Consider the following 24,443-nt stretch of genomic DNA (forward strand, 5'->3'; position numbering starts at 1 on the left):
GCCTTTTCTTTTTTTGGCAATCCTATATAGTGAAGGTATTGATGTTTAAAAGGAGATACACTGATCTTATGTTAAGAACAATGGCGGTTGATCAGCAAAACCAACTGATCAAAGATATAGAAATTGAAAAACTAGTAAACGGAGAGTATCGCTGGTACTGGGTTGATTTTCACCAGCCTACCGAAGAAGAGAGCAATTATTTGCGAACTCCCTTTTCTTTTCATCCTTTAGCAATCGAGGATTGTATGCATCACCTGCAGCGTCCCAAACTCGACTACTATGAGGGATATACTTTTTTTGTCACCCAGACCTTGAATTCCATACCAACAAGGAAAGAAGAAGTAGACTTTTTTCTAGGTAAGAACTTTATCATTACCTTTCACCATCAGCCTAGTTCGGAAATTGATGATGTATGGAAGAGATTAGTTCAGAGTGAAAACTTCGAGAAATGGGATGCATCCCATGTATTTTACTCTGTCTTGGATAATATGGTTGACAACTATTTTCCGCTTGTTTACCAAATTGAGGACATGTTAAATGAAATTGATGATAATTCGAAAAGAAGATCAATGGAAGACTTGCTTGAGGACTTATTTGAAACGCGGCACAGTCTTTTGTCCTTAAGGCATACGGTTACACCGATGCGAGATCTTTTATATCGGATTCTTAACTCTCAAAGAGAAACATACATAAAAGGAAAAACAGAATACTTTTCAGACATTCATGACCATTTACTTAAATTAACAGAAATGATTGAAGCTAATCGGGAATTAACCACCGATATACGTGACAGCTATATCTCATTAAATTCTCATCAAACCAATCACGTGATGAAGGTGTTAACCGTCATCACCACGATTTTCATGCCAATCACCTTTATCGCAGGCTTATATGGGATGAATTTCCGCTATATGCCGGAGCTGACTTGGAAATACGGTTATCCCTGGGCGCTAATTATCATGGCACTTATTACAATTGGGATGTCATTATGGTTTAAAAAGAAAGGCTGGTTCAAATAAGAAAAGCGCAAGCGCCTTGGTCAGCACCGATATAGGGCGACTTGTCGACTGGCCGGCGAAAGCAGGGTCAAAGACTAGTCGCCCTTAATGCGTACAGAAAGCGATAGCTTTCTGTAGCCAAGCACAAGACAAGCCGGCCGGAAGGTTGCCTTTTAACCTTTTGGACGGATTGACTTGTGACCTCGAGGGGCTAGGCGCTGGAGCTAGACAATTCTCAAATTCAAAAGCTTTTATACTTTATTATTCATAAAGTAGAGCGCAAGTGTCTTTTTATACACTTGCGCTCTTTTTTCTATAAAAGCACTTCTTTAGACAAGATTAGGTATAATAAAAGAGAGCACAAACTGAAAGGGGTATTGAAATGGTGCAAATAAATTCTGAAGAAACAATGAAGTTGATTGCTGATTTAGTTTCAATTCCAAGTCCATCCGGAAATACAAATGAGATCGTGACATTTGTAGAGAAGTTTTTAAAAGAGTTACAGGTTGATACATATCGAAATCGAAAAGGTGGATTAATTGCCACCATCGAAGGACAGGATAAAAGCAAACATCGGATGCTGACTGCCCACGTGGATACACTTGGGGCTATGGTGAAGGAAGTAAAAGCAAATGGAAGATTAAAAATTGACCTTATTGGCGGTTTCAGATATAACTCGATCGAGGGTGAATACTGCCAAATTGAAACACAGAATGGCAAGAAATATACCGGAACGATCCTCATGCACCAAACTTCTGTCCATGTTTATAAAGACGCAGGAAAGCTTGAGAGAAATCAAGATAATATCGAAATACGCATTGATGAAAAAGTACATACAGCAGATGAAGTACGGGCACTTGGAATTGAAGTTGGTGATTTCGTTTCGTTTGACCCCCGTGTAGAACTTACCCAGAGCGGCTATATCAAATCCCGACATTTGGATGACAAGGCAAGTGTAGGCATCCTTCTTCAATTGATCAAAAAAATCAAAAGTGAAGGAATTACGCTACCGTATACGACTCATTTCTTAATATCTAACAATGAGGAAATTGGCTATGGTGGAAATTCCAATATTACACCTGAAACAGTCGAATATTTAGCTGTCGATATGGGAGCAATGGGTGACGGCCAGACTACAGATGAATATACGGTTTCTATTTGTGTAAAGGATTCTAGTGGTCCCTATCACTATGAATTACGCAAACAATTAGTTCGTCTTGCCGAAGAAAATAAAATTGGCTATAAACTCGACATTTATCCCTTCTATGGATCAGATGCTTCTGCAGCAATTCGTTCAGGCCATGATATTGTCCATGGCTTAATTGGACCGGGAATTGATTCATCCCATGCGTTTGAACGAACACATGTATCTTCAATTGAAAATACAGCCAAGCTTTTATACTATTACGTTCAATCTAAATTAGTAATTTAATGTTGGCATAAACATAAAACATCAGCCGGCAATCATTCCACCGGCTGATGCTTACAACCATTCCTTTCATTAAAATCCCCTTAAAATTAAACACTTTTCCTTTTTGTCATTTATAATCAAAGTAAAGTTGGATGAAGGTGTGAAATACATGAAACAAGGTTCCCTTCCGCAGAGAAAATACGGCTTATTTGCAAATTTAATTGCTAATCCAAAAGATAGGCGAAGAATCAATCTATTTTTAATGATAACGATTGGTCTAATTTTGGTTGAAGTGTTGTTTGTTTATTTCAATCGGCAACAGCTAATGACCCAAGATTTTCGACACTACAAGGGAACATTTAAGCAGTTAGGTTCCATTGCACAAATAGGTTTCTATACTGCGCTCTCTATTTATCCAGTTTTTCTTTTATTAAAAAGTAAACAGATAAAAGGGATTAAATGGGGAACAATTGAGTTAAAAACGGGATTACAATTTATCGGTAAACTGGTTCGTAAATGGCATGTTCCTATTGCATTACTGTCAACTGGTATCGTTTTTCTCCATGTTTATATGGCTATTTTGCGTGGATTTAAGCTGGATTTTACTTATATTTCCGGAATTGTGACAGTCCTTGTTCTACTTCCTCTAATGTTTATGGGTCTTATGCGCTTTAAAAGAAAGGATCGCAATTGGCATTTCAAACTTGCCATCACTTTTTTGATTTTATTTTTCATCCATGCTAACTTCTCTTAACCATTCTTCACTAGTACTATAGGAGAAAAAACGTTATAATAACGTTAAATTGGTTATAACTCATCACTAGGAGATGAAGAAATGTTTTCTAATATTGGTGTACCCGGATTAATCTTAATTCTAATTGTGGCTTTAGTTATCTTTGGTCCAAACAAACTTCCTGAAATCGGACGTGCATTTGGGAAATCGATTCGCGAATTCAAAAAGGCAACTGAAGGAATTGCTGATGATATAAAAGAAGAAATTAAAGAGGATATTATCGAGGCAAAAAAAGACCAAATCAATTTAAAGAAGTAAGGAATAAACATGAGGCATCCCCATTCTAAGGGGGTGCCTCGTGTGTTACCTTCTTTTTGTCATCGTTTGGAATTGATTGATTAATTTTTTTCTAGAATCGGGATTGCGCAGCAAATATGCTGCTCCTAAACCAATGGTTGTCATCATCAATGTTTTTCTTTTCATTTGTATCATCCTCCATGGAATTGCCATCTTTAATTTATTTTTCCTTAGAACGACGATATTAGTACCTATAAAGAAGAGAAGTTAATTCCAATTAGGAAATTGACTTTTGAACACTTTTACCCAAAGATGCTCCTGAACGTTTTTTACTTTGCCAGTTTTTCTTTCATTAGCTGATTATGCTGTTTGGTTTGTTCTAACAGTTGATTTAAAAGAATGGCTGCTTGTTTGCTATCCTTTTTATCAACAGCTATTCTTAGCTCATGGAAGGTTTTCCAGTGGCCCATTTCTTTCCCGCCATGTGATTGTTTAATAAACTCCTCTTTTGTAATCTTTCCCGATTCAAATTGCTTCTTCAGAGCTTCCATTTTCGCTATTCTTTCTTTTTTCCATTGCTGACGTTTGGCGGAATTTTCAGGGCTCATCCATTGGTTGCGAAGATTTTTCTTTTCCTCAAGAACCCTCGTCCATTCGGCCTTTTTTTCAGGGGTATATTGGCTAACCCATGCAAGAAGCTTTTGCTCTCTTTCCGCCATCATCGCCTGCCAATCTTTATGGGTCATATGGTGGCGTTTTCCTTCCTTGCAATCACACGGTTTTTCCTCAGGGAACGTATTAGCTAGTGCAACAGTAGGCATTACTAATATTGCAAATGTTAAAACTAATCCTCTAAACTTCATAACAACTCTCCTTCCAACTGTCTTAAAAATTTTCTTAAAGCATGGAATTATTATGCCCCATTTGTCAAAAAAAATTTACCAATTTGACATATTTTTAGGTAACAAACACTTGTGAAATCAAAAAGGTTAGCGTATTCTATAATCATAAATTAAATGTGAAACATTTCACATTTTTTAGAAAGAGAGCTTTGCTCTATTTTTTTAATGTTATAATGTGAACAATTTCACAAATTGATAAATAGACAATAGATAAATAAATGGGTTTGGAGTGGGAAGTTCAATGAATAAGCCAAAAATTGTAATCTTAGGTGCCGGATATGGCGGAATCATCACAAGTAAAAGTCTTGAGAAACTACTAAAATCAGAAGAAGCAGATGTTACCCTGATTAATAAGCATGAATATCACTACATTACTACTCAGCTTCATAAAACAGTAGCAGGAACAGCAGCCGATCGCCAAATTGCTATGTCCATCCCTGAACTAATTAATTCCAGTAAAACACACTTTTTACAAGCTACAGTATCATCTGTCGACATTCAAAAAAAGAAGTGCTCCTTGCAGGCGGCGACACAGTTCCATATGATTATCTATTAATCGCGTTAGGATTTGAGGTTGAAACATACGGGACACCTGGTATTAAGGAAAATGCCTTCGAAATAAGAAGTTTTAGAAGTTCAAAAGCTATTTATAATCAAATTATTAAACAATTTAACTTGTATAAACAAGATCAAGATCCTTCCCGCTTAACCTTTGTCTTGCTGGCGGCGGTTTTACTGGCGTCGAAATGCTTGGAGAGTTTGCTGTGGACTTCCAAAACTATGCAAGGAACACAATATTCCATTTGAAAAGGTTAAAATTGTTGCCATTGAGGCCGCGCCATCAGTCATTCCTTTCTTCCCTAAACAATCGATTGAGTATACAACTGAGGTCTTGGAAAAAATGAATATCGAACTGATCACTGGCAGAAAGATTCTTGAATGTACACCCAAAAAGGTTGTCATAGATCCTAATTGCGATATTCCAACTCGGACCTTAATTTGGTCCTGTGGTGTAAAAGGAAATACCATTGTTCATCATTGGAGTTTGCCAATTGAAAGAGGAAAAATTGCGGTTGATTCTTATCTTCGTGTTAAAAACATGAAGAATGTCTTTAGCCTTGGAGATTGCTCCCTATTTATGAAAGATGAAAAGAATGCGTTGGCACCAACTGCCCAAGTTGCACTCCAACAAGCGCCTGTATGTGCGAAAAATATTATCGCTTCTATTCAGGTGAATCCTTAAAGGCTTTTGAGTACCACCATAAGGGTTCAGTTGCATCCATTGGACTTAAAAGCGGTGTCGGCAAGGTTGGAAGTGTCCGCTTATCCGGGTTAATTGGAGCCTTTATGAAACTAGTCATTGAAGCTCGTTATCTCTTTTATCTTGGCGGTCCATCCTTAATCATCAAGCAGCATTTTGGAGTTAACCGTGTACCGTTGAAAACAGCAGCAAAAAGTAAAATAAATTAAAATCTTGTTTTCCAAGCAGAGGATCCCCCTCCTCCCTGCCATTGGCTAATGGCTCCCAAAATGAATGCCTTAAATCCCCCGATCGTAAGGTAGACAGCCCCATCCCTACATATTGGGGATGGGGCTGTTTTATTTTGCAGGATTACCTTTATTCCCATTCAAGGAATTCAAGACGATTACCAAAAGGATCAAATACATGGATTCTACTAGCTCCTGGGAGGCTATCATCCTCTGTAAAAGCAATTTCATGTTCTTTTAGATGTTTTTTTAGTCCCTCGATATTTTCAACGATTAATGCTGGATGAGCCTTTCTAGCTGGTGAGAATGGATCTTCAATGCCAATATGCAGTTGAAAAGTTCCAAACTCAAACCACACTCCGCCGCGTTTTTTTAACTCTTCCGGTTTTTCAACCTCTGTTAATCCAAGGATGCCTGAAAAAAATCCTCTTGCGGCATCTTCGCACCCTTTTGGACCGGCAAGCTGCACATGATCGATCTTTTTTATTGCAAATGACATTTAGACCCCTCCGTTTCTCATCTTTCATCACCATTTTATAAAATTAATAATATTCTATCAAATTTTAAGTTACGCTACTTTAAATTGACGGAAATATGCAAAAAGCGCAATAAAAAAAGCTATTCCCAGGATAGGAATAGCTTCTTATTTTAATAAACATCTTTTTTTGTAAAGACCACGAAGGAAACTACTAATGCCACGGCCCACCAAATCAGTAGGACCATCAAGGAAAAGGAAAGATCCATTCCCTCAATTGGTGGAGCGGTTCCCTTCATGTAATCGGTTAACCGTAAATTCACCATAAAAAGGTATTTGGCCGATTCCCAGGAGGATACCATGTTACTTAAAATCGCTCCAGAGATCAGTGCAGCCAGCATAACCCCCATTCCGGCGGCGGTGCTCCGGATTAGTACTGATAGCATAAACGATAAGGTGCCGACGACAATAGCAACAAACCAAACTAATCCAAAATCCATCAATAGAAACTTCCATAGGCTGAGAAGTTTTACATCTGTAGTATTTAATCCCGTGTCCGTTACATTAAACCCCGTTAAGATTGGCGCACCCCACCCCTTATATCCAAAGACCAATCCAGAAATGAGATAGGAGAGGATCCCAGTTATCGCAATAATTAACGATACTGCTAAACATAGCGTGATATATTTACTTAATAGCACCTTCCACCTTTTGACCGGCCTAGTCAGCAGCAGCTTAATCGAACCAAGACTGTGTTCCGAGGAAACTAAATCACTGGCAATAACCATGACCATCAAAGGGATAAATAAATCAATTGAGTTTTCTAAAAAGATGCGCATGAACGTAGGTGCACCAGGCTCTGATGGGTTGATATCATGATCCAAATAATATTGCTGCTGCTGCAATGAGATTTGCAGCTGCTTTTTCCATTCGTCTGATAATCGGCTGCTGCTTAAACGGTTGGTCGTATCGACAATCTGCTGTTGTAGTATCGTACGCCAATCACTTGTTCCTAATTTTTCGCGCTGTGTCTGGACTTGCTTATATTGCGCATATGTAAACAACATGACAAGGACACCGATTATTAATGCAATGACCACTAACCTCTTTTTAGCGATCAGCTTCATCATTTCATTTTGGATTAATTTACTCAATCGAGTCCCCCCCCGTTAGTTCGAGGAATAAATCTTCCAACACAGGCATTTTTCGATTAATTTCCGTGACGGACACTCCTGCCGAAACAAGCTCCTTATTCCATACCGGTATTTTTTGTTCATCATATTCCGTTAAAAACGTCCCATCATCACTAACTTCAATTGTAGTTAAAGTACTTAATACCTGTTCCCCTTTTTCAAGCGGAAATAACCGCCAGACGGCCCGTTCACGATTCGCAAGGAGCTGCTCTACTGTATCAATTTTAATAATCGTTCCTTTTGAAATAATAGCGACCCGATCGCACAATAATTGAATTTCACTTAATAAGTGGCTCGATACAAGGACGCTTAACCCTTCCTGCTCCGCTAGAAAGCGAATAAATTGGCGCATCTCCCGAATTCCTGCTGGGTCTAGCCCATTTGTCGGTTCATCGAGTATTAATACCTTGGGCCGGCCTAAAAGGGCTTGGGCAATCCCCAAACGCTGCCTCATTCCTAACGAATAAGTTTTCACTTTATCATGGATTCGATCCGTCAATCCGACTAGCTCAGTGACCTCTTTAATACGTTCTTCCCCTATTCCATCAAGCATACGGGCAAAGTGGAGCAGGTTGTTATAGCCTGATAAGTAAGGATATAATTCCGGATTTTCGACAATACAGCCAAGGTTTCTCATCGCCTTTTGAAATTGATCCGTTACATTGTATCCGCAGATATGGATGTTCCCATCCGTCGGTTTGATAAGCCCAACCAACATTCGGATTGTTGTTGTTTTTCCGGCACCATTTGGTCCCAAGAACCCAAATACTTCCCCTTCTCGCAGATCAAATGTCAAGCCCTTAATAATTTCTCTTTTTCCAATGACTTTTTTTAAATTTTCTACAGCTAAGGTAATTTTTTTCTCCATTCATTCTTCTCCTTACCAGGTAAGCAGTGAGGCTACACGTTCTGCAATTAAACGATACCCTTTTGAGTTCGGATGAAACTTGTCTGAATATAAATAATCATTCACTTTTAATTCAAATAAATCAAATGTTGGTACAAATACGACTTTCGAGAATGCTGCACTTACCTCGGCACTGTCATAATTCCAATGACGAACAACTTTTGACATTTCTTTTCCCTGATCTAATTCTATAAACGGATTGTATAATCCAATGAAAAAAACATTGGCTGTTTTGTTGTTCTTGCGAATCTGCTCAAGAATAAACTTTAGGTTCTCCAGATATTTTTTTTCGATGGCAGCTATATTTTTTGATGAATAATCGGTTAGGCCTTGACCTCCCCGGAACAAATCATTTCCGCCAATGGTTACTAACACCATGTCCGCCTTTTTGATTTGACGAGCCACTTCTGTTTGTTGAACCTGTTTACGAAGCTGGTCTGATGTTTGCCCATTGATGCCTAAATTGGTAAGCTGGACCGGCTTTTTTGTTTTTTCTTTGATTTCATCGGTCAGATCTCCGACATACCCTTTTCCGGTCTCATCCCCTGTTCCCCTCGTTAACGAGTCACCTAAAGCGACTATCGTGAGACCCTTTTTGTTTTCCACTTTTTTGCTAACGGTATTTGTCACAGGAACCTTGTCCGGCTGGTCTGCATAATATTGCCCTACTGCCCAGCCAAGTCCAATCACCCAGAGGAGTAAAAACAATCCCCCAATGGCCGTGATGGTACGGATGGTATTCTTACCCATACTTAAAACCCTTTCTGCCCTTTTTCTTTTATTAAATCACAGTTGTGGTCCGAATCAAACTTTTGACATAGGTGTCTTAGATTAAAAAAACATTAAATTCATTTTTTTAAATATTAAACAAAAAATAAGCCGATTTCCAAATTGGAAACCGGCTAATCCATTTACTATTCTTCTAAATTCCCCATTGGTCCAAAGAACTCAAAGTGAATTCTGCCTTCATTGACACCTAATTCTTTTAAAGAACGGTTGATGGCTTTCATAAAAGGCACTGGTCCACAGAAATAAAAGGCTGCTTCCTCAATCAATACATTATCCTTTAGCCACTCACGAGTGACATAACCTTCAACATCAAACCTTTTGTTTAAACGGTCCTCATCTGTAGGTGCATCATAAAAAACGTATGAATTCACATAATCGAGATCAGATAATTCTTTAACTTCATCGCCTAGGGCATGAACATTGCTATTTGCTGCTGCATGGACAAACGTTACCTGACGTCCAGGCTGCACTTCTACAACTGTTTTCAACATACTCATCATTGGTGTTAAGCCGACCCCACCACTTAATAACACAACAGGAGTCGTCTTGTTGGTATCAAGAATAAAATCACCTGCAGGTGCACTGACTTTAAGAATGTCTCCTTCGCTCACCTTGTCATGCAAGTAATTAGACACCATTCCATCCGGGTTTGCTGTTCCAGCCTCTTTTTTAATACTGATGCGGTAATAATCTTTGCCAGGGGCATCTGAAAGACTATATTGACGGATGTGAGTAAACTTCTCACCGTCTATATCTAGTTTAATACTAATATACTGACCAGGGATGAAACCGGCGATTTCGCGTTTATCTTCAGGTTTTAAATAGAAAGATGTAATAACGTCACTTTCGGTTACTTTACGGTCAACAACAAAATTCCGGAAGCCGCTCCAGCCCCCTTGTTGATGTGTAGCTTCATCATACATTTCCGCTTCCACACTGATAAAGGCGTCAGCAATTAAATTGTAAGCTTGTGCCCAAGCATCGATAATTTCATCTGTCGCTGCATCACCCAATACATCCTTAATAGCCATTAATAGGTGTTTTCCGACAATCGGATAATGCTCTGGCTTAATTCCAAGACTTCTATGTTTATGTGCGATTTGTTTAACTACTGGCAGGATTGCTGCAAGGTTATCAATATACATGGCAGCGGCATATACCGTTCCAGCTAATGCCTTTTGCTGTCTACCCTGTTTTTGATTTGCATGATTGAAGATATTTAATAATTCTGGGTGGTTTCCAAACATTAATTGATAAAAGCGGGTTGTTATGGTTTCTCCATGTTTTTCTAATACCGGTACTGTTGATTTGATAATATCGATTGTTTTTTGATCTAACAAATGAAACACTCCTTATTTAGTTATCACTATATCCATAGTGATTATATAAAATAAATCATCTCATATAAGTGATTCAAATCACACTTTTATATTTTTAAATAATAACTTCTATAAATTTTCACAAATTGTTCAAAGTTTAATATGACAAATATAACTAGTGAAACTGTTTTCAGTATAGTAATGTTAACTATATTGAAAGTATTTACCGGAGGAAAAGATATGAGTAAAGCAATAATCGCATGGATTACAGACACAACTGCTTCTCTTAGCAAAGAATTTATTGAGAAACATCATATATATGTCATTCCCTTACACGTTGTCATTAACGATGAATTTTATAAAGAAACGATTGATATAACGGAACAAGAATTTTATGAGCGGATGAAAAACGAGGAAGGAAAGTTTCAGTCGTCTCAACCTTCCATTAACGACTTTGTTGAACTTTATAAAAAATTGAAAGAAGAATATGATTTTGGAATCGCCATACATGCCTCTAGTACTTTAACAGGGACCTATCAGTCCTCCGTCATGGCCGCTAATATGGAAGATTTCAAGTTATTTGCAATCGATTCTAAAATTGGTTCCTATCCACTTTCTTTTTTAATAAAAAAAGGGATCGAGCTTGTGGAGCAGGGTGTGGATGCCGAGGAAGTGGTTGAACAGCTAAATGCTTTACGCAGCAATACTCGATTATATTTAGTTCCATCGAATTTGGATCAGCTTCATAAAAGTGGACGGGTGTCTGGCGGCCAAAAAATCTTGGCCTCTCTTTTTAATATAAAACCGATTTTGGCCATTGAAGACGGTGCTGCACAGATTAAAGACAAAGTTCGTACCGATAAAAAAGCGATATTCTGGCTGGCATCTAAATTAAAAGAAGATCTTGAAACAAAAACAGTCAAAAAGGTCGCGGTTGTTCATGCGAACGATCCGAAAAAAGCTGCAGAGATTGAAAATTACATTAACGAAAACTTCCCTGGTATTGAAACAGAGGTTTTGATGCTTATCACCGTTGCGGGTGTCCATACTGGCGTTGGGACAATCGGGCTTTCTTGGGTATGTGAATAAAGGACTGATTCTCATCAGTCCTTTTTTCCTTCTATAAAATGCCTTTTGTTTTCGCTTCGGTTACCCATCCCGGAAATTCATTTAGCAACTGGTTATACAATTCCTCATCTGTTGTTTTTTCAAACTCTTTTATATGAAAAAAGTTGGCATTATCTACAAAGCGGCCTTCCATTATATCCAATTTTTCAAGTACCTCAAAATTTGAATCCCCAATGCCGACAAATTGCCAGAAGATTGGCTTAGTCGATGATTTAACTACTGGTTTCTTAATTGTTCTTTTACATCCTCCATCGTTTATGAAAACGATAAAAGCAGGATCCGAGGAAGGTGATTCAATCGTATATTTTTTAATTACATCTTCCATGACAGGAGGCTCATCGTTTCTACCAAATTTATGTATCAGGTCGTTGTTTAAAATATACTCTTCAACATAATTGACGAAGTCCTGCTCGGTAACTGATTTTAATCGGGAAAATGCATTATCATATACCCAAACATCTAAAGTACCATCATCATCAAATTGACTGGCAACAGCAAGGATTCGCTCCACTACCCTTTGTACAGTACCATTTTTATATAACCCTCTCATAGACCCTGAAATATCCAACACTAATCCAACTCTAGCAACGACATTTGTAAGCTTCTTTTTTTCTAAAACAATTCCTGCTTTTTGTTTCAATAAACTAATGGATGACATTTTATATTCCTCCCATTTCTTTATGGTGCCATTCGTAGAATATCAACATCTTCTAATATTATACTTCATTTCAAAAATATGTTAGATTATTTAATATAATATAGTCATATAAATTTGGAATGGATTTGAACTGATGAGGAAAAACAAAAGATTACAATGGATTATAAGTTCCTTTGTTGTAATGGGGCTGATATATGTTGCCATATTACAAATTATAATTAGTCAATATAGTCATTTAATTACTCCTAAAAACGCCGATTATTTAATTGTCCTTGGAGCAAGGGTTAAAGGTAAGGAACCATCTAAGGTATTAGCTAGTAGGATCGATGCTGCAGCAAAGTACTTAAAGGAAAATACTGATACACTTGTGATTGCTTCAGGGGGCAAAGGTCCAGGCGAAGATATATCTGAAGCGGAGGCAATTAAAAGGGAGTTAGTAAGTCAAGGTATTAACGAATCTCGTATTCTATTAGAAGAGCGCTCTACGGATACATATGAAAATATTGAGTTCTCGAAGGAATTCATTCCTCCTAATGCTGAACAAGGCGTAGTTGTAACGAACACTTTCCATTTATATCGCGCTCTTTCTATTGCTTATTACCAAGGTTTACGTGTGGAGGGTCTATCTGCTAAGACTCCTTGGTCAGCAGTAATAAAGTCCTACTCACGTGAATATTTAGCGATTACAAAATTCTATATAGAGAGATATATAATCGGTTTCTAGTAAAAAAACTCGACGGTGTCGAGTTTTTTGTTTATTATTTGATTTTTGCATAGATACAAGTATCGCGGAGTTCTTGTCGATCTGCAGAAATTCCGTCATTTTTTAGTATCCCTTCTAATGTAAAACCTAATTTCTCAGGAATTGCTCGGCTTTTGGTATTTTTACTATCACAACGGATTTCTACGCGTTTTGCGTTTAGTTCCTGAAAGGCAAATTCTGTGATTGCCTCAGCTGCTTCTGTAATATACCCATTTCCGCTAAGGCTTGTATTAATCCAGTAGCCAATTTCAAACTTTGGTACTTCCCAGTTCATCCGATGCAAACCGGAAGCCCCGATAAATTCACCGGTTTCCCGATTGAATATATGAAGTCTAAGATCCTCTCTGGTTAAAAATTTCGCATGTGCATCACGCATATTGGCCTCGACCTCTTGCTCGGTTTGCTCCCTATTGGCCCATGGCATCCATCGCTTTAGCTCATTTAAAGATGCCTGAATGGCTTCAAACACCTTTTTACCATCTCCGGGCATCGGCTTTCGAATATATAATCTCTCAGTATAAATTTCATCTGAAAAATCTATTAAGATTGGTTTCATATAGGTACATCTCCCTTCTGAATGATTAAAATTCGCTATAGGTCTTTAGTTTCCCTTTTTTATAGGTGTCAATTTGAGAGATCTATTGCAAAAAATTCACTAGATTTACGACCCAAGTTTTTTTGAAAAGTATCATGAGGACAGGTTGCGCGGTTTCTTCTCTTGTATTGTCCTCATGAACTCATGATGCCTTCACATGCCCGTTTTTTTCTATTATATAAAAAAGGCCCTCCCATAATGGAAGAGCCTTCATATTTTTTAGTAAGCCTTTGCCCAGTAAACCATCTTATCTGTTTCTTTACCGCAGCATACACATTTATCAGCGACTTTTTCCTGCTTAAATGGAATACAACGGGAAGTTGCGCCAGTATCTTCTTTGATCTTTTCTTCACAGGCTAAATCACCGCACCACATTGCTTTAATGAACCCTGGTTTAGCTTCAAGGGTATCTTTTAACTCCCCTAGATTAGTCGCAACCGAAGTTCTTTCTTCACGATGATTTAACGCCTTATTATAAAGATTTGATTGAATATCATCTAACAATTCAACAAGCTTTGTTTCTAACTCGTCTAAAGAAACAACAACCTTTTCTAAGGTATCCCTGCGAACCAACACAACCTGCTTATTTTCAATATCCTTGGGACCGACTTCAAGACGAACAGGGATCCCTTTCATTTCATACTCATTGAACTTCCAGCCTGGTTTTTTATCGCTGGCATCAATATCAACACGAGCAACAGAAGCTAGAGACTTTTTCAAATCATAAGCAAAATCAAGCACGCCCTCTTTATGCTGCGCAATAGGAACAATCATGACCTGTGTTGGAGCAGCTTTTGGAGGTATTACCAAACCGCGGTCGTCGCCGTGAACCATGATTAATGCACCGATGATTCTGGTTGTAAAACCCCATGAAGTTTGATGAACGTATTGCAGCTTACCTTCTTTATCTGTGTACTGAATATTAAACGCTTCAGCAAACCCTGTACCAAAGTGATGGGAAGTTCCGGATTGTAATGCTTTTCCATCATGCATTAAGCTTTCAATTGTAAAAGTAGCTTTCGCACCAGCAAACTTCTCTTTCTCGGTTTTTTGGCCCTTTACTACAGGAATAGCAAGAATCTCTTCACAAATAGCTGCATAGACATTTAACATCTTAATCGTTTCTTCCATTGCATCTTCATCCGTTGCATGGGCAGTATGACCTTCCTGCCATAAAAACTCCAATGTACGTAAGAATGGACGGGTTGTTTTTTCCCAACGGACTACGTTAGCCCATTGGTTATATAACTTTGGCAAATCACGATAAGAGTGAATGATATTACTGTAATGCTCACAGAATAATACCTCTGATGTCGGGCGGACGACTAAGCGTTCTGTTAATGGCTCAGAACCGCCATGAGTGACCCAGGCCACTTCAGGAGCAAATCCTTCAACATGGTCTTTTTCCTTTTGAAGCAGGCTCTCAGGAATAAATAATGGCATATATACATTTTCATGCCCTGTTTCTTTAATACGTCGGTCCAGCTCGTTTTTAATATTATCCCATAATGCATAACCATATGGGCGGATAATCATCGAACCACGAACACTTGAATAATCAATTAAATCAGCTTTCGTGACAACATCTGTATACCACTGGGCGAAATCCTCGTCCATGCTGGTTACATCTTTTACAAATTCTTTTGCCATTTTGACACCTCATTATTTTTTTAAAATATAGAAAGAATTGTCCAGCGCCTTTGCCGCTAAACAAGGATTTCCGCTTATTTAAATACAAAAAGACCCTGATCCTAAAAAAGGGACCAAGGTCTGGCGGTACCACCCTAAATTCATAAAGCAATTGCTTTAAACTCTCTCACATGATAACGGATTTTATCCGCATGTATCTTCAAACAATAATCCGATACAGAACTCAGAGGCAGGTTCAAATGAATGTCTTAAGAAACCTCACACCACTGGTTTCCTCTCTTGGTAAGACCAAGTCATTTTACTAATCCCCATCATCGTTTCAATTAGTATTTTTGAAAAAATTATATATTTCTCTATAATAAAAGTCAAATCATTTATGGATTATTTTACTCAGTAAACCAAATTTAGGACAAAAAGGGGTGCCGCATGACCAAAGAAAAGGATGAGTTTGAAAAAGAAAAAGCAGAAAAAGAAATATTACTCGAATACATGAAACTTCAAAATGAAGCCCTTAAAAGAATCTATAAGAACACATTAGATAAAAACAAAGACTAGCACCAAGAGTCATAAAACGTTCATATATATCACGGAATATACAAATTTCCAACCATTATTTAAATTTATAATACTCTTATGTTGTTTAATTATAAAGGCACATAAGAGGAGACGAAACATGAATATATTTTCGATTATTTCAGCAGCATTTGTGGCGATCGGCACAGGCTATTCTATTTTTCTAGTATACCTTCATAAAAACAAATTTAATAATACTCCGGGAATCCTGATTAGTATGGTAATCGCTGTGATCACGGGTTTACTTGCCGGAAGTATCATTGGGATTGTATCTGGTGAGACCTTCCTGACTGTAGGTATCAGCATAATTATTGGCTTTGTGGTTGGTTTCTTAGCGGGCCATCCGGTCGGCATCTTAGCGATATTAATGGGAGCCATTTCTGGGTTAATGGGCGGGATAAACGGGGCTATTCTTGGTCTTTTCCTCCAAAATATCAACCCGACGATTTTACTAGGAATCTTATTAGGATTTTACGTTGTGATTATCGGCTTTGTCATTATTTATATTCAGGTGGCAACGAACGCCAAATTTTCAATCAACACTGAAGAACTTTCACCTTTTGCAATTATTGCAGGCGGCATTGTCCTTGTTTCATTATTCTTATTTATGTACAGCAGTGATATGATAAAGATTCCAGGTAAATACGATACGGCTCAAACACAGCCAACACAAGAAACCAACAGTCAAACGGCTGACAAAACTGAAGTAGATGTGTCCGGAGAGAGGGCACCAAAAATTAAAATGCTTGTAACTGAGAAAGGATATTCGCCGAACATTATCAGAGTCAAACAAGGCATTCCCGTTGAACTTGAGATTACGAACCCATTAGACAGCAGCAGCTGTTTATCCACCTTTATGATCCCGGATTTCAACATTAACAATATTAACCTTAAAACTAGATTGACAAAACTTTCATTCACTCCAGATAAAACAGGTGAATATACGTTTAGCTGTGGAATGCAAATGTTTACGGGGAAAATCATTGTAGAGTAAGCCAAAAAGCACACGGGTCATGACTCGTGTGCTTTTGTTTATTAAATTTCGATTAACATATCTGATTGGCGTTTCTTTCGTTTCGCTTCCGCACCTAGTACCTTAATGGATAAATAGATTCCCGTACCTGTTAAAGCGATCATGGCAAGCGCAACTAAATCTATTAACCATTTAATATCGGTATTGCCAATTCTGCCTTCATGCAGACCGCGGATGATGCCCATAGCGGAGGTTTGTCCCATTCCTTCTCTGTTCATCGTCATTCCCGCTGGAAAATTTCCATTCCCGCCAAAATTACCATGTCCTTGGAATTGGCCATTTCCATTAAACTTTTGGTTTTGATTGCCGTTTTGCCCCTGTGTTTGACCGGCAGTTTGTCCAGAGTTCTGGGTCATTCCTTGCTTAGTTTGTCCCTGATTAGTTTGACCGTTGTTAAATTGATTTTGATTCATTTGACCTGATTGAAAATTGCCCTTTCCGCCTTCCATCGATATTTGTCCGATTAACCACGGTTCATTCATCAATAGACCTGTTATTGACTCCATAAAGATAAAAATAGACGCAATTAATCCAATCCATAAATGGGCTTTTCTGGTGTTCTTCATCTGTTATTCTCCCTTCAAAATCATGAGCTTGTTTAAGTAGATAAGCACATTATGAAGAGGTTTCCTTAAGTTTTTCTTAAGATTTTGTGTTTTAAACTTGGCTGTTGATTTCCGCTTCAGGCGCTTCGCTCCAATCAACATGTTAAAAACAACAATAATCTCTTACACAATCAAAATTTTAAAGAAGCCCCAAAAATTATTTTTGGGACTTTGGAAAGGTGATTTCAATTTTTGTTCCTTGACCAAGGACGCTTTGAACCTTTGTCTTACCATGATGTTTTTCAATAATCCATTTTGCAATCGATAACCCCAGCCCTGTTCCTTCCGCTGCAGTCCGTGCCTTATCGCTTTGGTAAAAACGGTCAAAAATCTTTGGAATGTCCTGTTCAGGAATTCCAATCCCAGTATCGTTTATTTTTAGGAAGATAGAGGAATGACTCTGGGTGCATGAAAGTGAGATTTCCCCGCCCTCTTTTGTATACTTTATGGCGTTGTCTAATAAAATAACAATCAATTGATGGATTCTTTCTTTATCTGCAAAAAATGTAACTGGCTCTACCGTCTCTAATTTCAACGTTTTCTCTTGGTACAACGCTATATCTTCATACTGCTGAATAATTTCTGATAAAAGCTCATCTAATTGAAAAGTGGACTTTTTCATTTCAATTTGATCGGAATCAGATCTAGCCAGAGTCAGCAAATTGGTTACTAGTTTGGAGAGCCGCCTTGATTCCTTTGAAATAGTTGAGATATCTAATATTTTTTCCTGAATGGTTGCGGATGGGGAGCGGAATAGGATATCCGTTTTGGCCTGAATGACTGCTAACGGCGTTCTTAACTCATGTGATGCATCGGAAACAAACTCTTGCTGCTTTTGCCAAGATTTTTTAATTGGCACCAATGCCCTGCCAGCTAAGAAATAACCCGAAACGACTGCACAGATGATTCCCACACCACAACCTATTAACATGATTAATATGAGTCTGTTTAATAGGTCTTTTTCAGAATCCACATTTCGAATCACTTGGACTGTTATTTTCCCTATTTGAGGCAATTCAGCCTTGAAAGCCATATATCGAAACGTAAAGTTCTCTACTTCAACATCCTCTAAGGTGCCGTATTTTTTTGGACGGATGAGATTTGCATTATCCTGAAATAACGCTGTACCACGATCTTGCTCTGCCAATAGCTGACCCTTTTCATCCCAGATCAGCGTGGTAATCCGCGGATCTCTTCGCATGAATTTTGGTTCAGCCTCATTGCCGTCGAGATTATCAGCTTGCTTATTTTCTGGCCCCATTGGCTGTTGAAAATGATTGACAGATTCCATTAGTGATTGGTTAACATCCTGATATAGTTTATTATCCGTGTAAAAATAAATAATGCTCCCTAGTATACTAATTAAAACAATAAAAACAATTGAGTTGATAAATGTAAGTCGAATATGTGTTTGACGAAACATATGCTGCCCCTATTCTTCATTCAGCATGTAGCCGACACCGCGGATGGTTTTAATATCAGCATGGTAGCCGAACGGCTCTAATTTCTTGCGGAGATGGTGCATGAACACCTCAACAATTGCAACGGTTGTATCAGAGTCAAATCCCCATACACGATCATAAATTTGTTCTTTTGTTAGGATTGCTCCCTTATTTTGAATTAAATATTCCAACAACTCATATTGTTTAGCTGTTAGTTTAATCGATTCTCCATCGACAAGAATGTCGCGTTCCTTGCCTAATAACTCTATGCCGCGATATTTAATTGTTTGGTCCGTCGTTAAGCTGCCACTTCTTCTTAATAACGCCCTGATTCTAGCCTTTAATTCGGCAGCTTGGAATGGTTTTACTAAATAATCATCCCCGCCAAAATCAAGTCCTTTTACGCGGTCTTCTAAAGAGTCTCTTGCTGTCAAAAATAACACCGGGATTTTTAATCCTTCCTTCCGGATTGTCTGCAGCACTTCAAAGCCATCAATTTCAGGTATCATGACATCTAAAACAATCACATCATGGATATTTTGCATCGCTAAAAATAAAGCATCCTCCCCATTTGCAGCTTGATCAACCTCAAATTCATCGGATAAAAGTTGAACGATGGATTCTAATAAAGAAAGGTTATCCTCTACCACCAATAAACGCATTTCTATCTCTCCTTAAAATAAATAGAATTCTTTCATTATATAGGAAAGGAAGCGGACGCAACAGTAGCGTACCGCTTCATTTTCCCGATTATTCATACCTTAATGCTTGAATTGGATTTAACTTGGAGGCTTTATTTGCTGGGAATACACCAAATACCACTCCAACTACTAACGAGAACAAGAACGAGAATAGGATAACGTTTGTAGAGAAGGAGACGCTTAAGCTAAATAGAGATGATACTAATTTTCCTATACCTAACCCTGAGATAATCCCTATTAGCCCGCCGACACCGCTCAATACAACCGCTTCAATTAAGAATTGGACAAGGACATCTCGCCTTTTGGCTCCTATCGCTTTACGTATACCAATTTCTTTTGTTCGTTCGGAAACAGATACAAGCATTATATTCATAATACCGATTCCGCCGACTAGTAATGATATACTTGCAATTCCCCCCAGCATCAACGTCATGGTGTCCGATACAGAGCTCATCGTGTCCATGACATCCTGTTGATTTGTGACACTATAAGAATCCGTTTGCCCTGGGAAAAGGGAGGCCATTTTCGTTTCAACCAAATTCATAACAGCATCCATCTGGTCTTCGCTTTCTCCTTTTAAGTATACTGTGCTAATCGTAGTACTTCCAATTAAGCGCTGGCCCGTGCTAAGTGGGACTATAATCGTATTGTCTCCACCTTGTCCCATTGAGCTTCCTTTTGAAACAAGTACACCGACAACTTTATATGAAGTTCCTTCAATTTGCAGGTATTGACCAACAGGGTCTTCTGTTCCAAAAAAAGTTGTGGCCGTAGTCGAACCAATGACGGCAACCTTTTGCCTATATTCAATATCCAGATCAGTGATAAATCGTCCTGCACTTACTTTAGTATCACGCACCTCTGAATAGGCCGCATTCGTTCCTGTCAAGGTCACTTGGGATGTAGTCCGGTCCTTTTTAACGTTTACTCGTCCAGTAACAACCGGTGATACTTCTTTTACACCCTCCACTTTACTAAGTTCATTAATTTTTTCATCTGTTAATGTCAAATTCGTGTTAAATGTACTAACGGTTAATAAGTTAGTCCCTAATTGGTTAATTTGACTCGTCACATTTTTAGAAGAACCTTGGGCAATGGAAACCAAGACGATTACGGATGAAACCCCAATGATCATGCCCAGCATGGTGAGAATAGATCTTAGTTTATTTCCCTTTATACTTTTAAGAGCCATTTTAATGGATTGCAAGATGCCCAATGAGTTCACCTCCATTTTCCTGTAATTGTCCATCCTGGATGCTGACCATTCGTTTTGCTTGTTTGGCAATGTTTAGGTCATGAGTAATAAGGATAATCGTATGGCCCAATTCATTTAATTGTTTCATAATCTGCATGATTTCCTTACTGGTTTTACTGTCAAGGGCACCAGTTGGTTCATCAGCTAGGAGAATTGCCGGATTTCCTGCAAGTGCTCTAGCTATAGCAACCCGCTGCTGCTGTCCGCCAGACAGTTGTGTTGGCAAATGACCTGCCCTATCTCTTAATCCAACTTTATCTAATGCCTCGATTGCCCTCTCTCTTCGTTCCTTTGTGGATACCCCAGCATATAATAACGGGAGCTCAACATTTTCGATCGCCGTTAATTTAGTTAACAAGTTAAAGTTTTGGAAAATAAAGCCGATTTTTTGATTCCTGATCGTCGCTAATTCATTGTCATTCATTTTAAAGATATCCTTCCCATCAAGGAGATATTTTCCCGTTTGTGGCTTGTCGAGACATCCGATCATGTTCATTAACGTTGATTTACCTGAACCTGATGGGCCAATAATCGCTAGAAATTCTCCTTTTTGAATCTCAATTGAAACATCATTTAATGCATGGACGATTTCGCCGCCCAACCTATAAGCTTTCTTTAGGTTACTAATTTGCATGATCGGTTTTGCCATTACTGTCCACTCCTTCCGGTACCAGTGCCACGATACATTGATTTCATCGAGCCCGTTCCCCCCATGCCACTTAGGCTACTTTGCAGCGTATTGGTTTGTGTTGTAGAGGTCGTAGAGCTTGCTTTAGCTAATTTTGGCAGCAGTACGGTCTCACCTTCTGAAATTCCTTCCGTGATCTCTACATAATCTTCATTTGCTATGCCGGTTGATACTGTTTTCTTTGTACTGCTTGAAGGATCATCCGATGAAACAACATTGACATATTTTTTTCCATTTGACGTATAGACGGCATCTAGTGGAACATAAATGGCATTTTTTTTACTTTCAGTTAGGATACTAGCCTCGACACTCATACCCACTTTAAGGTTAGCAATTTTATCAATCGTAATTGTAACCGTAAAAGTAGAAATACCATTAGAAGAGATACCTTCTTTGGATATATCCGTTACTTTTCCTGTATACTTCTCATCAGGGAATGCACTTACCTTCAAGTTGACCGGTTGCCCTTTTTGGATTTTAGAAATATCTAGTTCATCAATTTGAACAGCTGTTTGCAATCCACTATAGTCCGTTACATGGGCGAGAACTTGTCCGGAAGTAACGCTATCCCCTGCAGCTACTGATACCGTTGTTATCTTCCCAGCAGCAGCAGTAGTAATCGGATCACTGCCGTCCGTAAATGTAATCAATTCATCGCCTTTATTTACCTTCTCACCACTTGCAACCAATACTTCATCAATTTCATCATTATTAAATGTGGACATGATATCTTGACTGGTCACTGCCTGAACAGATCCAGATCCACTAATGTTTACATCTAATGTGCCTTTTTTAGCAACTGCAGTCCGCACCTCTGATGTTGTCTCGGCACTAGTTTTTGCTGCGTACCATTGATAACCGGCAATACTAATGACTACTGCAGCCACTGCTATCATAATCCATTTTTTCATTTGTGCTGGCTCCTTTTCATAATCGTTTCATTTGAATAAGCCTATTATTATCTTTGTTTCTTAACTTTTCCTTAAAGGAATAATGGAAGGAGAATTTCCGGACTGTGTGCTTTTTTCTTTTACCTGCTTGAAACTTTTCCTTTCTTCATTCGTACTTACTAGAGCGGCTTTCTCACAAAGCTAAACTTGAAATTTTTCCCTTTTTAGAATTACCGGTATAATGTACATAAAAGCAAAAGCGGAAGCGCCCGTATAGCGGCGTATGGCCTGGAGCGCTTCGACTGGGATAAAGTCAACACGAAGAGCGTTAGCCTTTTCGTGTTGACTTATCGTAGGGAAAAGAGCGAAGGACACTAGCCGTTGGGCGCTGGAGCTGGACGTGTCTAATTTGGATAAGGAGTGAAAATAGTGGGTGTAACACTTAGCAAAGGGCAAAAGGTGGATTTAACGAAATCACACCCTGGCCTGCAAAATGTGGTTGTCGGGCTAGGCTGGAATATTAGCCAGCTTGGTTCTAATTTTGACTTGGATGCCTCGGCCTTTTTATTAGGACCATCGGGGAAAGTAAACAGCGATCAAGATTTCGTTTTTTATAATAATCCTTCTGGCGGTAATGGTTCCATTATTTACAGCGGCGATAACCGAATTGGTTCAGGTGTACGTGATGATGAACAAATTAGAATAGATTTAAAGAAGGTTCCTGACCACATTCACAGGATTGCTTTTACGATCACAATCCATGACGCACAAGTAAAACGGCAAAATTTTGGACAAATCTCAGATTCTTATGTTCGTATTTTTAATGAACTAACTAATGAAGAATTATTGCGGTTTAACCTTGGTAGAGACTTTACAGTTGAAACCGCCATAGTTGCGGCAGAACTTTACCGTCATAGCGGGGAATGGAAATTTAATGCGATTGCCAGCGGTTTTCAAGGAGGTCTAGGAGCATTATGCCAGAACTTCGGTGTAACAGTTGATGACCCTCCGCAAAATACACAGGTTCTGGATCCAAGTTACCAGCAGGATTCTAGAAATCATGCCAATAACACGAGTCAAAATAATCCATATCAACTAAACCAAACAAACTCTGATCCATACCAGCAGAGCCAGTTAAACCAAAATGGGAATCAACAGCGTGTTCATCTTCAGCCCGAATCGACTCACCGTCAGCCTGCCTATGGGTATCCCCAGTCGACACAGTCTGCTTCCCCTATTTCCAGCCCTTCTTCTTACGTTGGAGATGAGATTGTGTGTCCTCGCTGCCATTCAGCTAATGTGAGAACAGGGAAAAAAGGATTTGGTCTAGGCAAAGCCGCAATCGGCGGGTTAATCCTTGGACCTGTTGGGTTACTAGGCGGTTTTATTGGAAAAAACCAATTAAAGTTCACTTGTAATCATTGCGGCAATGCATGGTCTCCATCACAAACAGATTATGTAGAATGGGCTAATAATCAAAAAAGAAGGGCTCAAGAATTGTTCAATCGCTATAAAAGTCAAGACCTTCTTGACGCAGTGACAGCCGCTTGTGCTTTAGTGGCCATGGCTGATGGTTATTTAGATCCAGCAGAGCGGCAAAAAATGATTGAATTTGTTCATCAAAGTGAGGAATTACGCGTTTTTGATACAAATAAAGTTATTCAAAAATTCAATCTCTTTGTATCTAGGATGGAAAATGACCGAATGATGGGCCGTGCAGAAGCTTTTCGTGCCCTCGGAAAAATTAGGACAAAACCTGAAGTAGCTCGATTAGTTGCCCGATACTGTATCGCCATCGGTTATGCTGATGGAAACTTTGATCAAAATGAACAGCAAATGGTTACTGACATTTGCCGAGAGCTTGGCTTAAATCCAGCTGAGTTTCTTTCGTAGACAATAAGAAAAGCGTAAGCGCCTTGGTCAGCCCCGACAAGCACAAGACGAGCCGGC

The 24,443-nt window shown here is 38.7% G+C and carries 27 protein-coding genes and 1 other annotated feature; of the genes, 12 read left to right on the forward strand and 15 right to left on the reverse strand.

The window, feature by feature from the left end:
- The first annotated feature begins 68 nt into the window (after positions 1 to 68).
- From corA to AAHB15_RS10505, 4 genes are all read left to right on the forward strand, one after another.
- Positions 69 to 1,019 carry a magnesium/cobalt transporter CorA gene (gene corA / locus AAHB15_RS10490; protein WP_342042348.1) on the forward strand — a complete coding sequence of 317 codons (951 nt, stop codon included), beginning with the start codon at positions 69 to 71 and terminating at the stop codon, positions 1,017 to 1,019.
- A 361-nt stretch (positions 1,020 to 1,380) separates the two neighbouring features.
- Positions 1,381 to 2,430 carry a M42 family metallopeptidase gene (locus AAHB15_RS10495; RefSeq protein WP_335575780.1) on the forward strand — a complete coding sequence of 350 codons (1,050 nt, stop codon included), beginning with the start codon at positions 1,381 to 1,383 and terminating at the stop codon, positions 2,428 to 2,430.
- A gap of 148 nt (positions 2,431 to 2,578) precedes the next feature.
- Complete coding sequence (locus AAHB15_RS10500) at positions 2,579 to 3,163, forward strand: hypothetical protein (RefSeq protein WP_342042349.1); 585 nt, start codon at positions 2,579 to 2,581, stop codon at positions 3,161 to 3,163.
- Positions 3,164 to 3,244: 81 nt separating this feature from the next.
- On the forward strand, positions 3,245 to 3,460 hold the full coding sequence (locus tag AAHB15_RS10505) for a twin-arginine translocase TatA/TatE family subunit (protein ID WP_098531656.1): 216 nt from the start codon (positions 3,245 to 3,247) through the stop codon (positions 3,458 to 3,460).
- 308 nt (positions 3,461 to 3,768) lie between these two features.
- Here AAHB15_RS10505 and AAHB15_RS10510 read toward each other — a convergent pair whose 3' ends face one another.
- Complete coding sequence (locus tag AAHB15_RS10510) at positions 3,769 to 4,302, reverse strand: hypothetical protein (protein WP_335575783.1); 534 nt, start codon at positions 4,300 to 4,302, stop codon at positions 3,769 to 3,771.
- 280 nt (positions 4,303 to 4,582) lie between these two features.
- Here AAHB15_RS10510 and AAHB15_RS10515 point away from each other — a divergent pair, with 280 nt between their 5' ends.
- The 3 genes from AAHB15_RS10515 to AAHB15_RS10525 all read left to right on the forward strand — a co-directional run bounded on the left by AAHB15_RS10515 (position 4,583) and on the right by AAHB15_RS10525 (position 5,811).
- Positions 4,583 to 4,897, forward strand: a complete 315-nt coding sequence (locus tag AAHB15_RS10515; RefSeq protein ID WP_335575784.1) for an FAD-dependent oxidoreductase — start codon at positions 4,583 to 4,585, stop codon at positions 4,895 to 4,897.
- 156 nt (positions 4,898 to 5,053) lie between these two features.
- Positions 5,054 to 5,584 (forward strand): NAD(P)/FAD-dependent oxidoreductase, encoded by a 531-nt coding sequence (locus tag AAHB15_RS10520; RefSeq protein WP_342042350.1) that lies wholly within the window; start codon positions 5,054 to 5,056, stop codon positions 5,582 to 5,584.
- Entirely contained in the window at positions 5,542 to 5,811 is a 270-nt protein-coding gene (locus tag AAHB15_RS10525) for a hypothetical protein (RefSeq protein ID WP_335575786.1), read from the forward strand. The genes AAHB15_RS10520 and AAHB15_RS10525 overlap by 43 nt, the downstream gene beginning before the upstream one ends.
- Positions 5,812 to 5,959: 148 nt before the next feature.
- Here the strand turns inward: AAHB15_RS10525 and AAHB15_RS10530 are convergent, their stop codons facing one another.
- From AAHB15_RS10530 to hmpA, 5 genes are all read right to left on the reverse strand, one after another.
- Complete coding sequence (locus AAHB15_RS10530; RefSeq protein WP_335575787.1) at positions 5,960 to 6,328, reverse strand: VOC family protein; 369 nt, start codon at positions 6,326 to 6,328, stop codon at positions 5,960 to 5,962.
- Between the two features lie 149 nt (positions 6,329 to 6,477).
- Entirely contained in the window at positions 6,478 to 7,458 is a 981-nt protein-coding gene (locus tag AAHB15_RS10535) for an ABC transporter permease (RefSeq protein WP_335575788.1), read from the reverse strand.
- On the reverse strand, positions 7,451 to 8,365 hold the full coding sequence (locus tag AAHB15_RS10540) for an ABC transporter ATP-binding protein (RefSeq protein WP_335575789.1): 915 nt from the start codon (positions 8,363 to 8,365) through the stop codon (positions 7,451 to 7,453). The genes AAHB15_RS10535 and AAHB15_RS10540 overlap by 8 nt, the downstream gene beginning before the upstream one ends.
- A gap of 12 nt (positions 8,366 to 8,377) precedes the next feature.
- Positions 8,378 to 9,154, reverse strand: coding sequence for an SGNH/GDSL hydrolase family protein (locus AAHB15_RS10545; RefSeq protein WP_335575790.1), 777 nt, complete (start codon positions 9,152 to 9,154; stop codon positions 8,378 to 8,380).
- 164 nt (positions 9,155 to 9,318) lie between these two features.
- Positions 9,319 to 10,533, reverse strand: a complete 1,215-nt coding sequence (hmpA, locus tag AAHB15_RS10550; RefSeq protein WP_342042351.1) for an NO-inducible flavohemoprotein — start codon at positions 10,531 to 10,533, stop codon at positions 9,319 to 9,321.
- Positions 10,534 to 10,752: 219 nt separating this feature from the next.
- Between hmpA and AAHB15_RS10555 the strand changes: the two genes are divergently transcribed.
- Positions 10,753 to 11,601 carry a DegV family protein gene (locus AAHB15_RS10555; RefSeq protein WP_335573093.1) on the forward strand — a complete coding sequence of 283 codons (849 nt, stop codon included), beginning with the start codon at positions 10,753 to 10,755 and terminating at the stop codon, positions 11,599 to 11,601.
- A gap of 31 nt (positions 11,602 to 11,632) precedes the next feature.
- On the opposite strand, the gene AAHB15_RS10560 is transcribed toward AAHB15_RS10555, so the two are convergent.
- Positions 11,633 to 12,298 (reverse strand): vWA domain-containing protein, encoded by a 666-nt coding sequence (locus AAHB15_RS10560; protein WP_335573094.1) that lies wholly within the window; start codon positions 12,296 to 12,298, stop codon positions 11,633 to 11,635.
- A 133-nt stretch (positions 12,299 to 12,431) separates the two neighbouring features.
- Here AAHB15_RS10560 and AAHB15_RS10565 point away from each other — a divergent pair, with 133 nt between their 5' ends.
- Positions 12,432 to 13,022, forward strand: a complete 591-nt coding sequence (locus AAHB15_RS10565) for a YdcF family protein (protein ID WP_335573095.1) — start codon at positions 12,432 to 12,434, stop codon at positions 13,020 to 13,022.
- Positions 13,023 to 13,056: 34 nt separating this feature from the next.
- Here the strand turns inward: AAHB15_RS10565 and AAHB15_RS10570 are convergent, their stop codons facing one another.
- Positions 13,057 to 13,617 (reverse strand): GNAT family N-acetyltransferase, encoded by a 561-nt coding sequence (locus AAHB15_RS10570; protein ID WP_342042352.1) that lies wholly within the window; start codon positions 13,615 to 13,617, stop codon positions 13,057 to 13,059.
- 258 nt (positions 13,618 to 13,875) lie between these two features.
- Positions 13,876 to 15,306, reverse strand: a complete 1,431-nt coding sequence (gene proS, locus AAHB15_RS10575; protein ID WP_335573097.1) for a proline--tRNA ligase — start codon at positions 15,304 to 15,306, stop codon at positions 13,876 to 13,878.
- 105 nt (positions 15,307 to 15,411) lie between these two features.
- Positions 15,412 to 15,630 (reverse strand) — a binding site (T-box leader).
- A 102-nt stretch (positions 15,631 to 15,732) separates the two neighbouring features.
- Between proS and AAHB15_RS10580 the strand changes: the two genes are divergently transcribed.
- Together AAHB15_RS10580 and AAHB15_RS10585 are read left to right on the forward strand one after the other, a co-directional pair.
- On the forward strand, positions 15,733 to 15,861 hold the full coding sequence (locus tag AAHB15_RS10580) for a hypothetical protein (protein ID WP_335573098.1): 129 nt from the start codon (positions 15,733 to 15,735) through the stop codon (positions 15,859 to 15,861).
- A gap of 118 nt (positions 15,862 to 15,979) precedes the next feature.
- Positions 15,980 to 16,873, forward strand: coding sequence for a cupredoxin domain-containing protein (locus tag AAHB15_RS10585; protein WP_335573099.1), 894 nt, complete (start codon positions 15,980 to 15,982; stop codon positions 16,871 to 16,873).
- A 41-nt stretch (positions 16,874 to 16,914) separates the two neighbouring features.
- Here AAHB15_RS10585 and AAHB15_RS10590 read toward each other — a convergent pair whose 3' ends face one another.
- From AAHB15_RS10590 to AAHB15_RS10615, 6 genes are all read right to left on the reverse strand, one after another.
- Positions 16,915 to 17,478 (reverse strand): PepSY-associated TM helix domain-containing protein, encoded by a 564-nt coding sequence (locus tag AAHB15_RS10590; protein ID WP_335573100.1) that lies wholly within the window; start codon positions 17,476 to 17,478, stop codon positions 16,915 to 16,917.
- Positions 17,479 to 17,674: 196 nt separating this feature from the next.
- Positions 17,675 to 18,940 carry a sensor histidine kinase gene (locus AAHB15_RS10595; RefSeq protein ID WP_342042353.1) on the reverse strand — a complete coding sequence of 422 codons (1,266 nt, stop codon included), beginning with the start codon at positions 18,938 to 18,940 and terminating at the stop codon, positions 17,675 to 17,677.
- Positions 18,941 to 18,949: 9 nt separating this feature from the next.
- Positions 18,950 to 19,621 carry a response regulator transcription factor gene (locus AAHB15_RS10600; RefSeq protein WP_144562089.1) on the reverse strand — a complete coding sequence of 224 codons (672 nt, stop codon included), beginning with the start codon at positions 19,619 to 19,621 and terminating at the stop codon, positions 18,950 to 18,952.
- 88 nt (positions 19,622 to 19,709) lie between these two features.
- Complete coding sequence (locus AAHB15_RS10605) at positions 19,710 to 20,876, reverse strand: ABC transporter permease (protein WP_335573102.1); 1,167 nt, start codon at positions 20,874 to 20,876, stop codon at positions 19,710 to 19,712.
- Positions 20,854 to 21,564, reverse strand: coding sequence for an ABC transporter ATP-binding protein (locus AAHB15_RS10610; RefSeq protein WP_335573103.1), 711 nt, complete (start codon positions 21,562 to 21,564; stop codon positions 20,854 to 20,856). Before AAHB15_RS10610 ends, AAHB15_RS10605 begins: the two co-directional genes overlap by 23 nt.
- Positions 21,564 to 22,514 (reverse strand): efflux RND transporter periplasmic adaptor subunit, encoded by a 951-nt coding sequence (locus AAHB15_RS10615; RefSeq protein WP_335573104.1) that lies wholly within the window; start codon positions 22,512 to 22,514, stop codon positions 21,564 to 21,566. The genes AAHB15_RS10610 and AAHB15_RS10615 overlap by 1 nt, the downstream gene beginning before the upstream one ends.
- A 408-nt stretch (positions 22,515 to 22,922) precedes the next feature.
- Between AAHB15_RS10615 and AAHB15_RS10620 the strand changes: the two genes are divergently transcribed.
- A complete protein-coding gene (locus AAHB15_RS10620; RefSeq protein WP_335573105.1) occupies positions 22,923 to 24,386 on the forward strand; it encodes a TerD family protein in 1,464 nt (487 codons plus the stop codon).
- Positions 24,387 to 24,443 lie beyond the last annotated feature (57 nt).

The organism is Bacillus sp. OTU2372 (assembly GCF_038440275.1).
Classification (GTDB): Bacteria; Bacillota; Bacilli; order Bacillales; family Cytobacillaceae; genus Neobacillus; species Neobacillus bataviensis_B.

Bases quoted from the DNA above. Each gene is read 5' to 3' on its own strand.
- corA (WP_342042348.1), top strand. From the start codon at position 69: ATGTTAAGAACAATGGCGGTTGATCAGCAAAACCAACTGATCAAAGAT.
- AAHB15_RS10495 (WP_335575780.1), top strand. From the start codon at position 1,381: ATGGTGCAAATAAATTCTGAAGAAACAATGAAGTTGATTGCTGATTTA.
- AAHB15_RS10500 (WP_342042349.1), top strand. From the start codon at position 2,579: ATGAAACAAGGTTCCCTTCCGCAGAGAAAATACGGCTTATTTGCAAAT.
- AAHB15_RS10505 (WP_098531656.1), top strand. From the start codon at position 3,245: ATGTTTTCTAATATTGGTGTACCCGGATTAATCTTAATTCTAATTGTG.
- AAHB15_RS10510 (WP_335575783.1), bottom strand. From the start codon at position 4,302: ATGAAGTTTAGAGGATTAGTTTTAACATTTGCAATATTAGTAATGCCT.
- AAHB15_RS10515 (WP_335575784.1), top strand. From the start codon at position 4,583: ATGAATAAGCCAAAAATTGTAATCTTAGGTGCCGGATATGGCGGAATC.
- AAHB15_RS10525 (WP_335575786.1), top strand. From the start codon at position 5,542: ATGTGCGAAAAATATTATCGCTTCTATTCAGGTGAATCCTTAAAGGCT.
- AAHB15_RS10530 (WP_335575787.1), bottom strand. From the start codon at position 6,328: ATGTCATTTGCAATAAAAAAGATCGATCATGTGCAGCTTGCCGGTCCA.
- AAHB15_RS10540 (WP_335575789.1), bottom strand. From the start codon at position 8,365: ATGGAGAAAAAAATTACCTTAGCTGTAGAAAATTTAAAAAAAGTCATT.
- AAHB15_RS10545 (WP_335575790.1), bottom strand. From the start codon at position 9,154: ATGGGTAAGAATACCATCCGTACCATCACGGCCATTGGGGGATTGTTT.
- AAHB15_RS10555 (WP_335573093.1), top strand. From the start codon at position 10,753: ATGAGTAAAGCAATAATCGCATGGATTACAGACACAACTGCTTCTCTT.
- AAHB15_RS10560 (WP_335573094.1), bottom strand. From the start codon at position 12,298: ATGTCATCCATTAGTTTATTGAAACAAAAAGCAGGAATTGTTTTAGAA.
- AAHB15_RS10565 (WP_335573095.1), top strand. From the start codon at position 12,432: ATGAGGAAAAACAAAAGATTACAATGGATTATAAGTTCCTTTGTTGTA.
- AAHB15_RS10570 (WP_342042352.1), bottom strand. From the start codon at position 13,617: ATGAAACCAATCTTAATAGATTTTTCAGATGAAATTTATACTGAGAGA.
- proS (WP_335573097.1), bottom strand. From the start codon at position 15,306: ATGGCAAAAGAATTTGTAAAAGATGTAACCAGCATGGACGAGGATTTC.
- AAHB15_RS10580 (WP_335573098.1), top strand. From the start codon at position 15,733: ATGACCAAAGAAAAGGATGAGTTTGAAAAAGAAAAAGCAGAAAAAGAA.
- AAHB15_RS10585 (WP_335573099.1), top strand. From the start codon at position 15,980: ATGAATATATTTTCGATTATTTCAGCAGCATTTGTGGCGATCGGCACA.
- AAHB15_RS10590 (WP_335573100.1), bottom strand. From the start codon at position 17,478: ATGAAGAACACCAGAAAAGCCCATTTATGGATTGGATTAATTGCGTCT.
- AAHB15_RS10595 (WP_342042353.1), bottom strand. From the start codon at position 18,940: ATGTTTCGTCAAACACATATTCGACTTACATTTATCAACTCAATTGTT.
- AAHB15_RS10600 (WP_144562089.1), bottom strand. From the start codon at position 19,621: ATGCGTTTATTGGTGGTAGAGGATAACCTTTCTTTATTAGAATCCATC.
- AAHB15_RS10610 (WP_335573103.1), bottom strand. From the start codon at position 21,564: ATGGCAAAACCGATCATGCAAATTAGTAACCTAAAGAAAGCTTATAGG.
- AAHB15_RS10615 (WP_335573104.1), bottom strand. From the start codon at position 22,514: ATGAAAAAATGGATTATGATAGCAGTGGCTGCAGTAGTCATTAGTATT.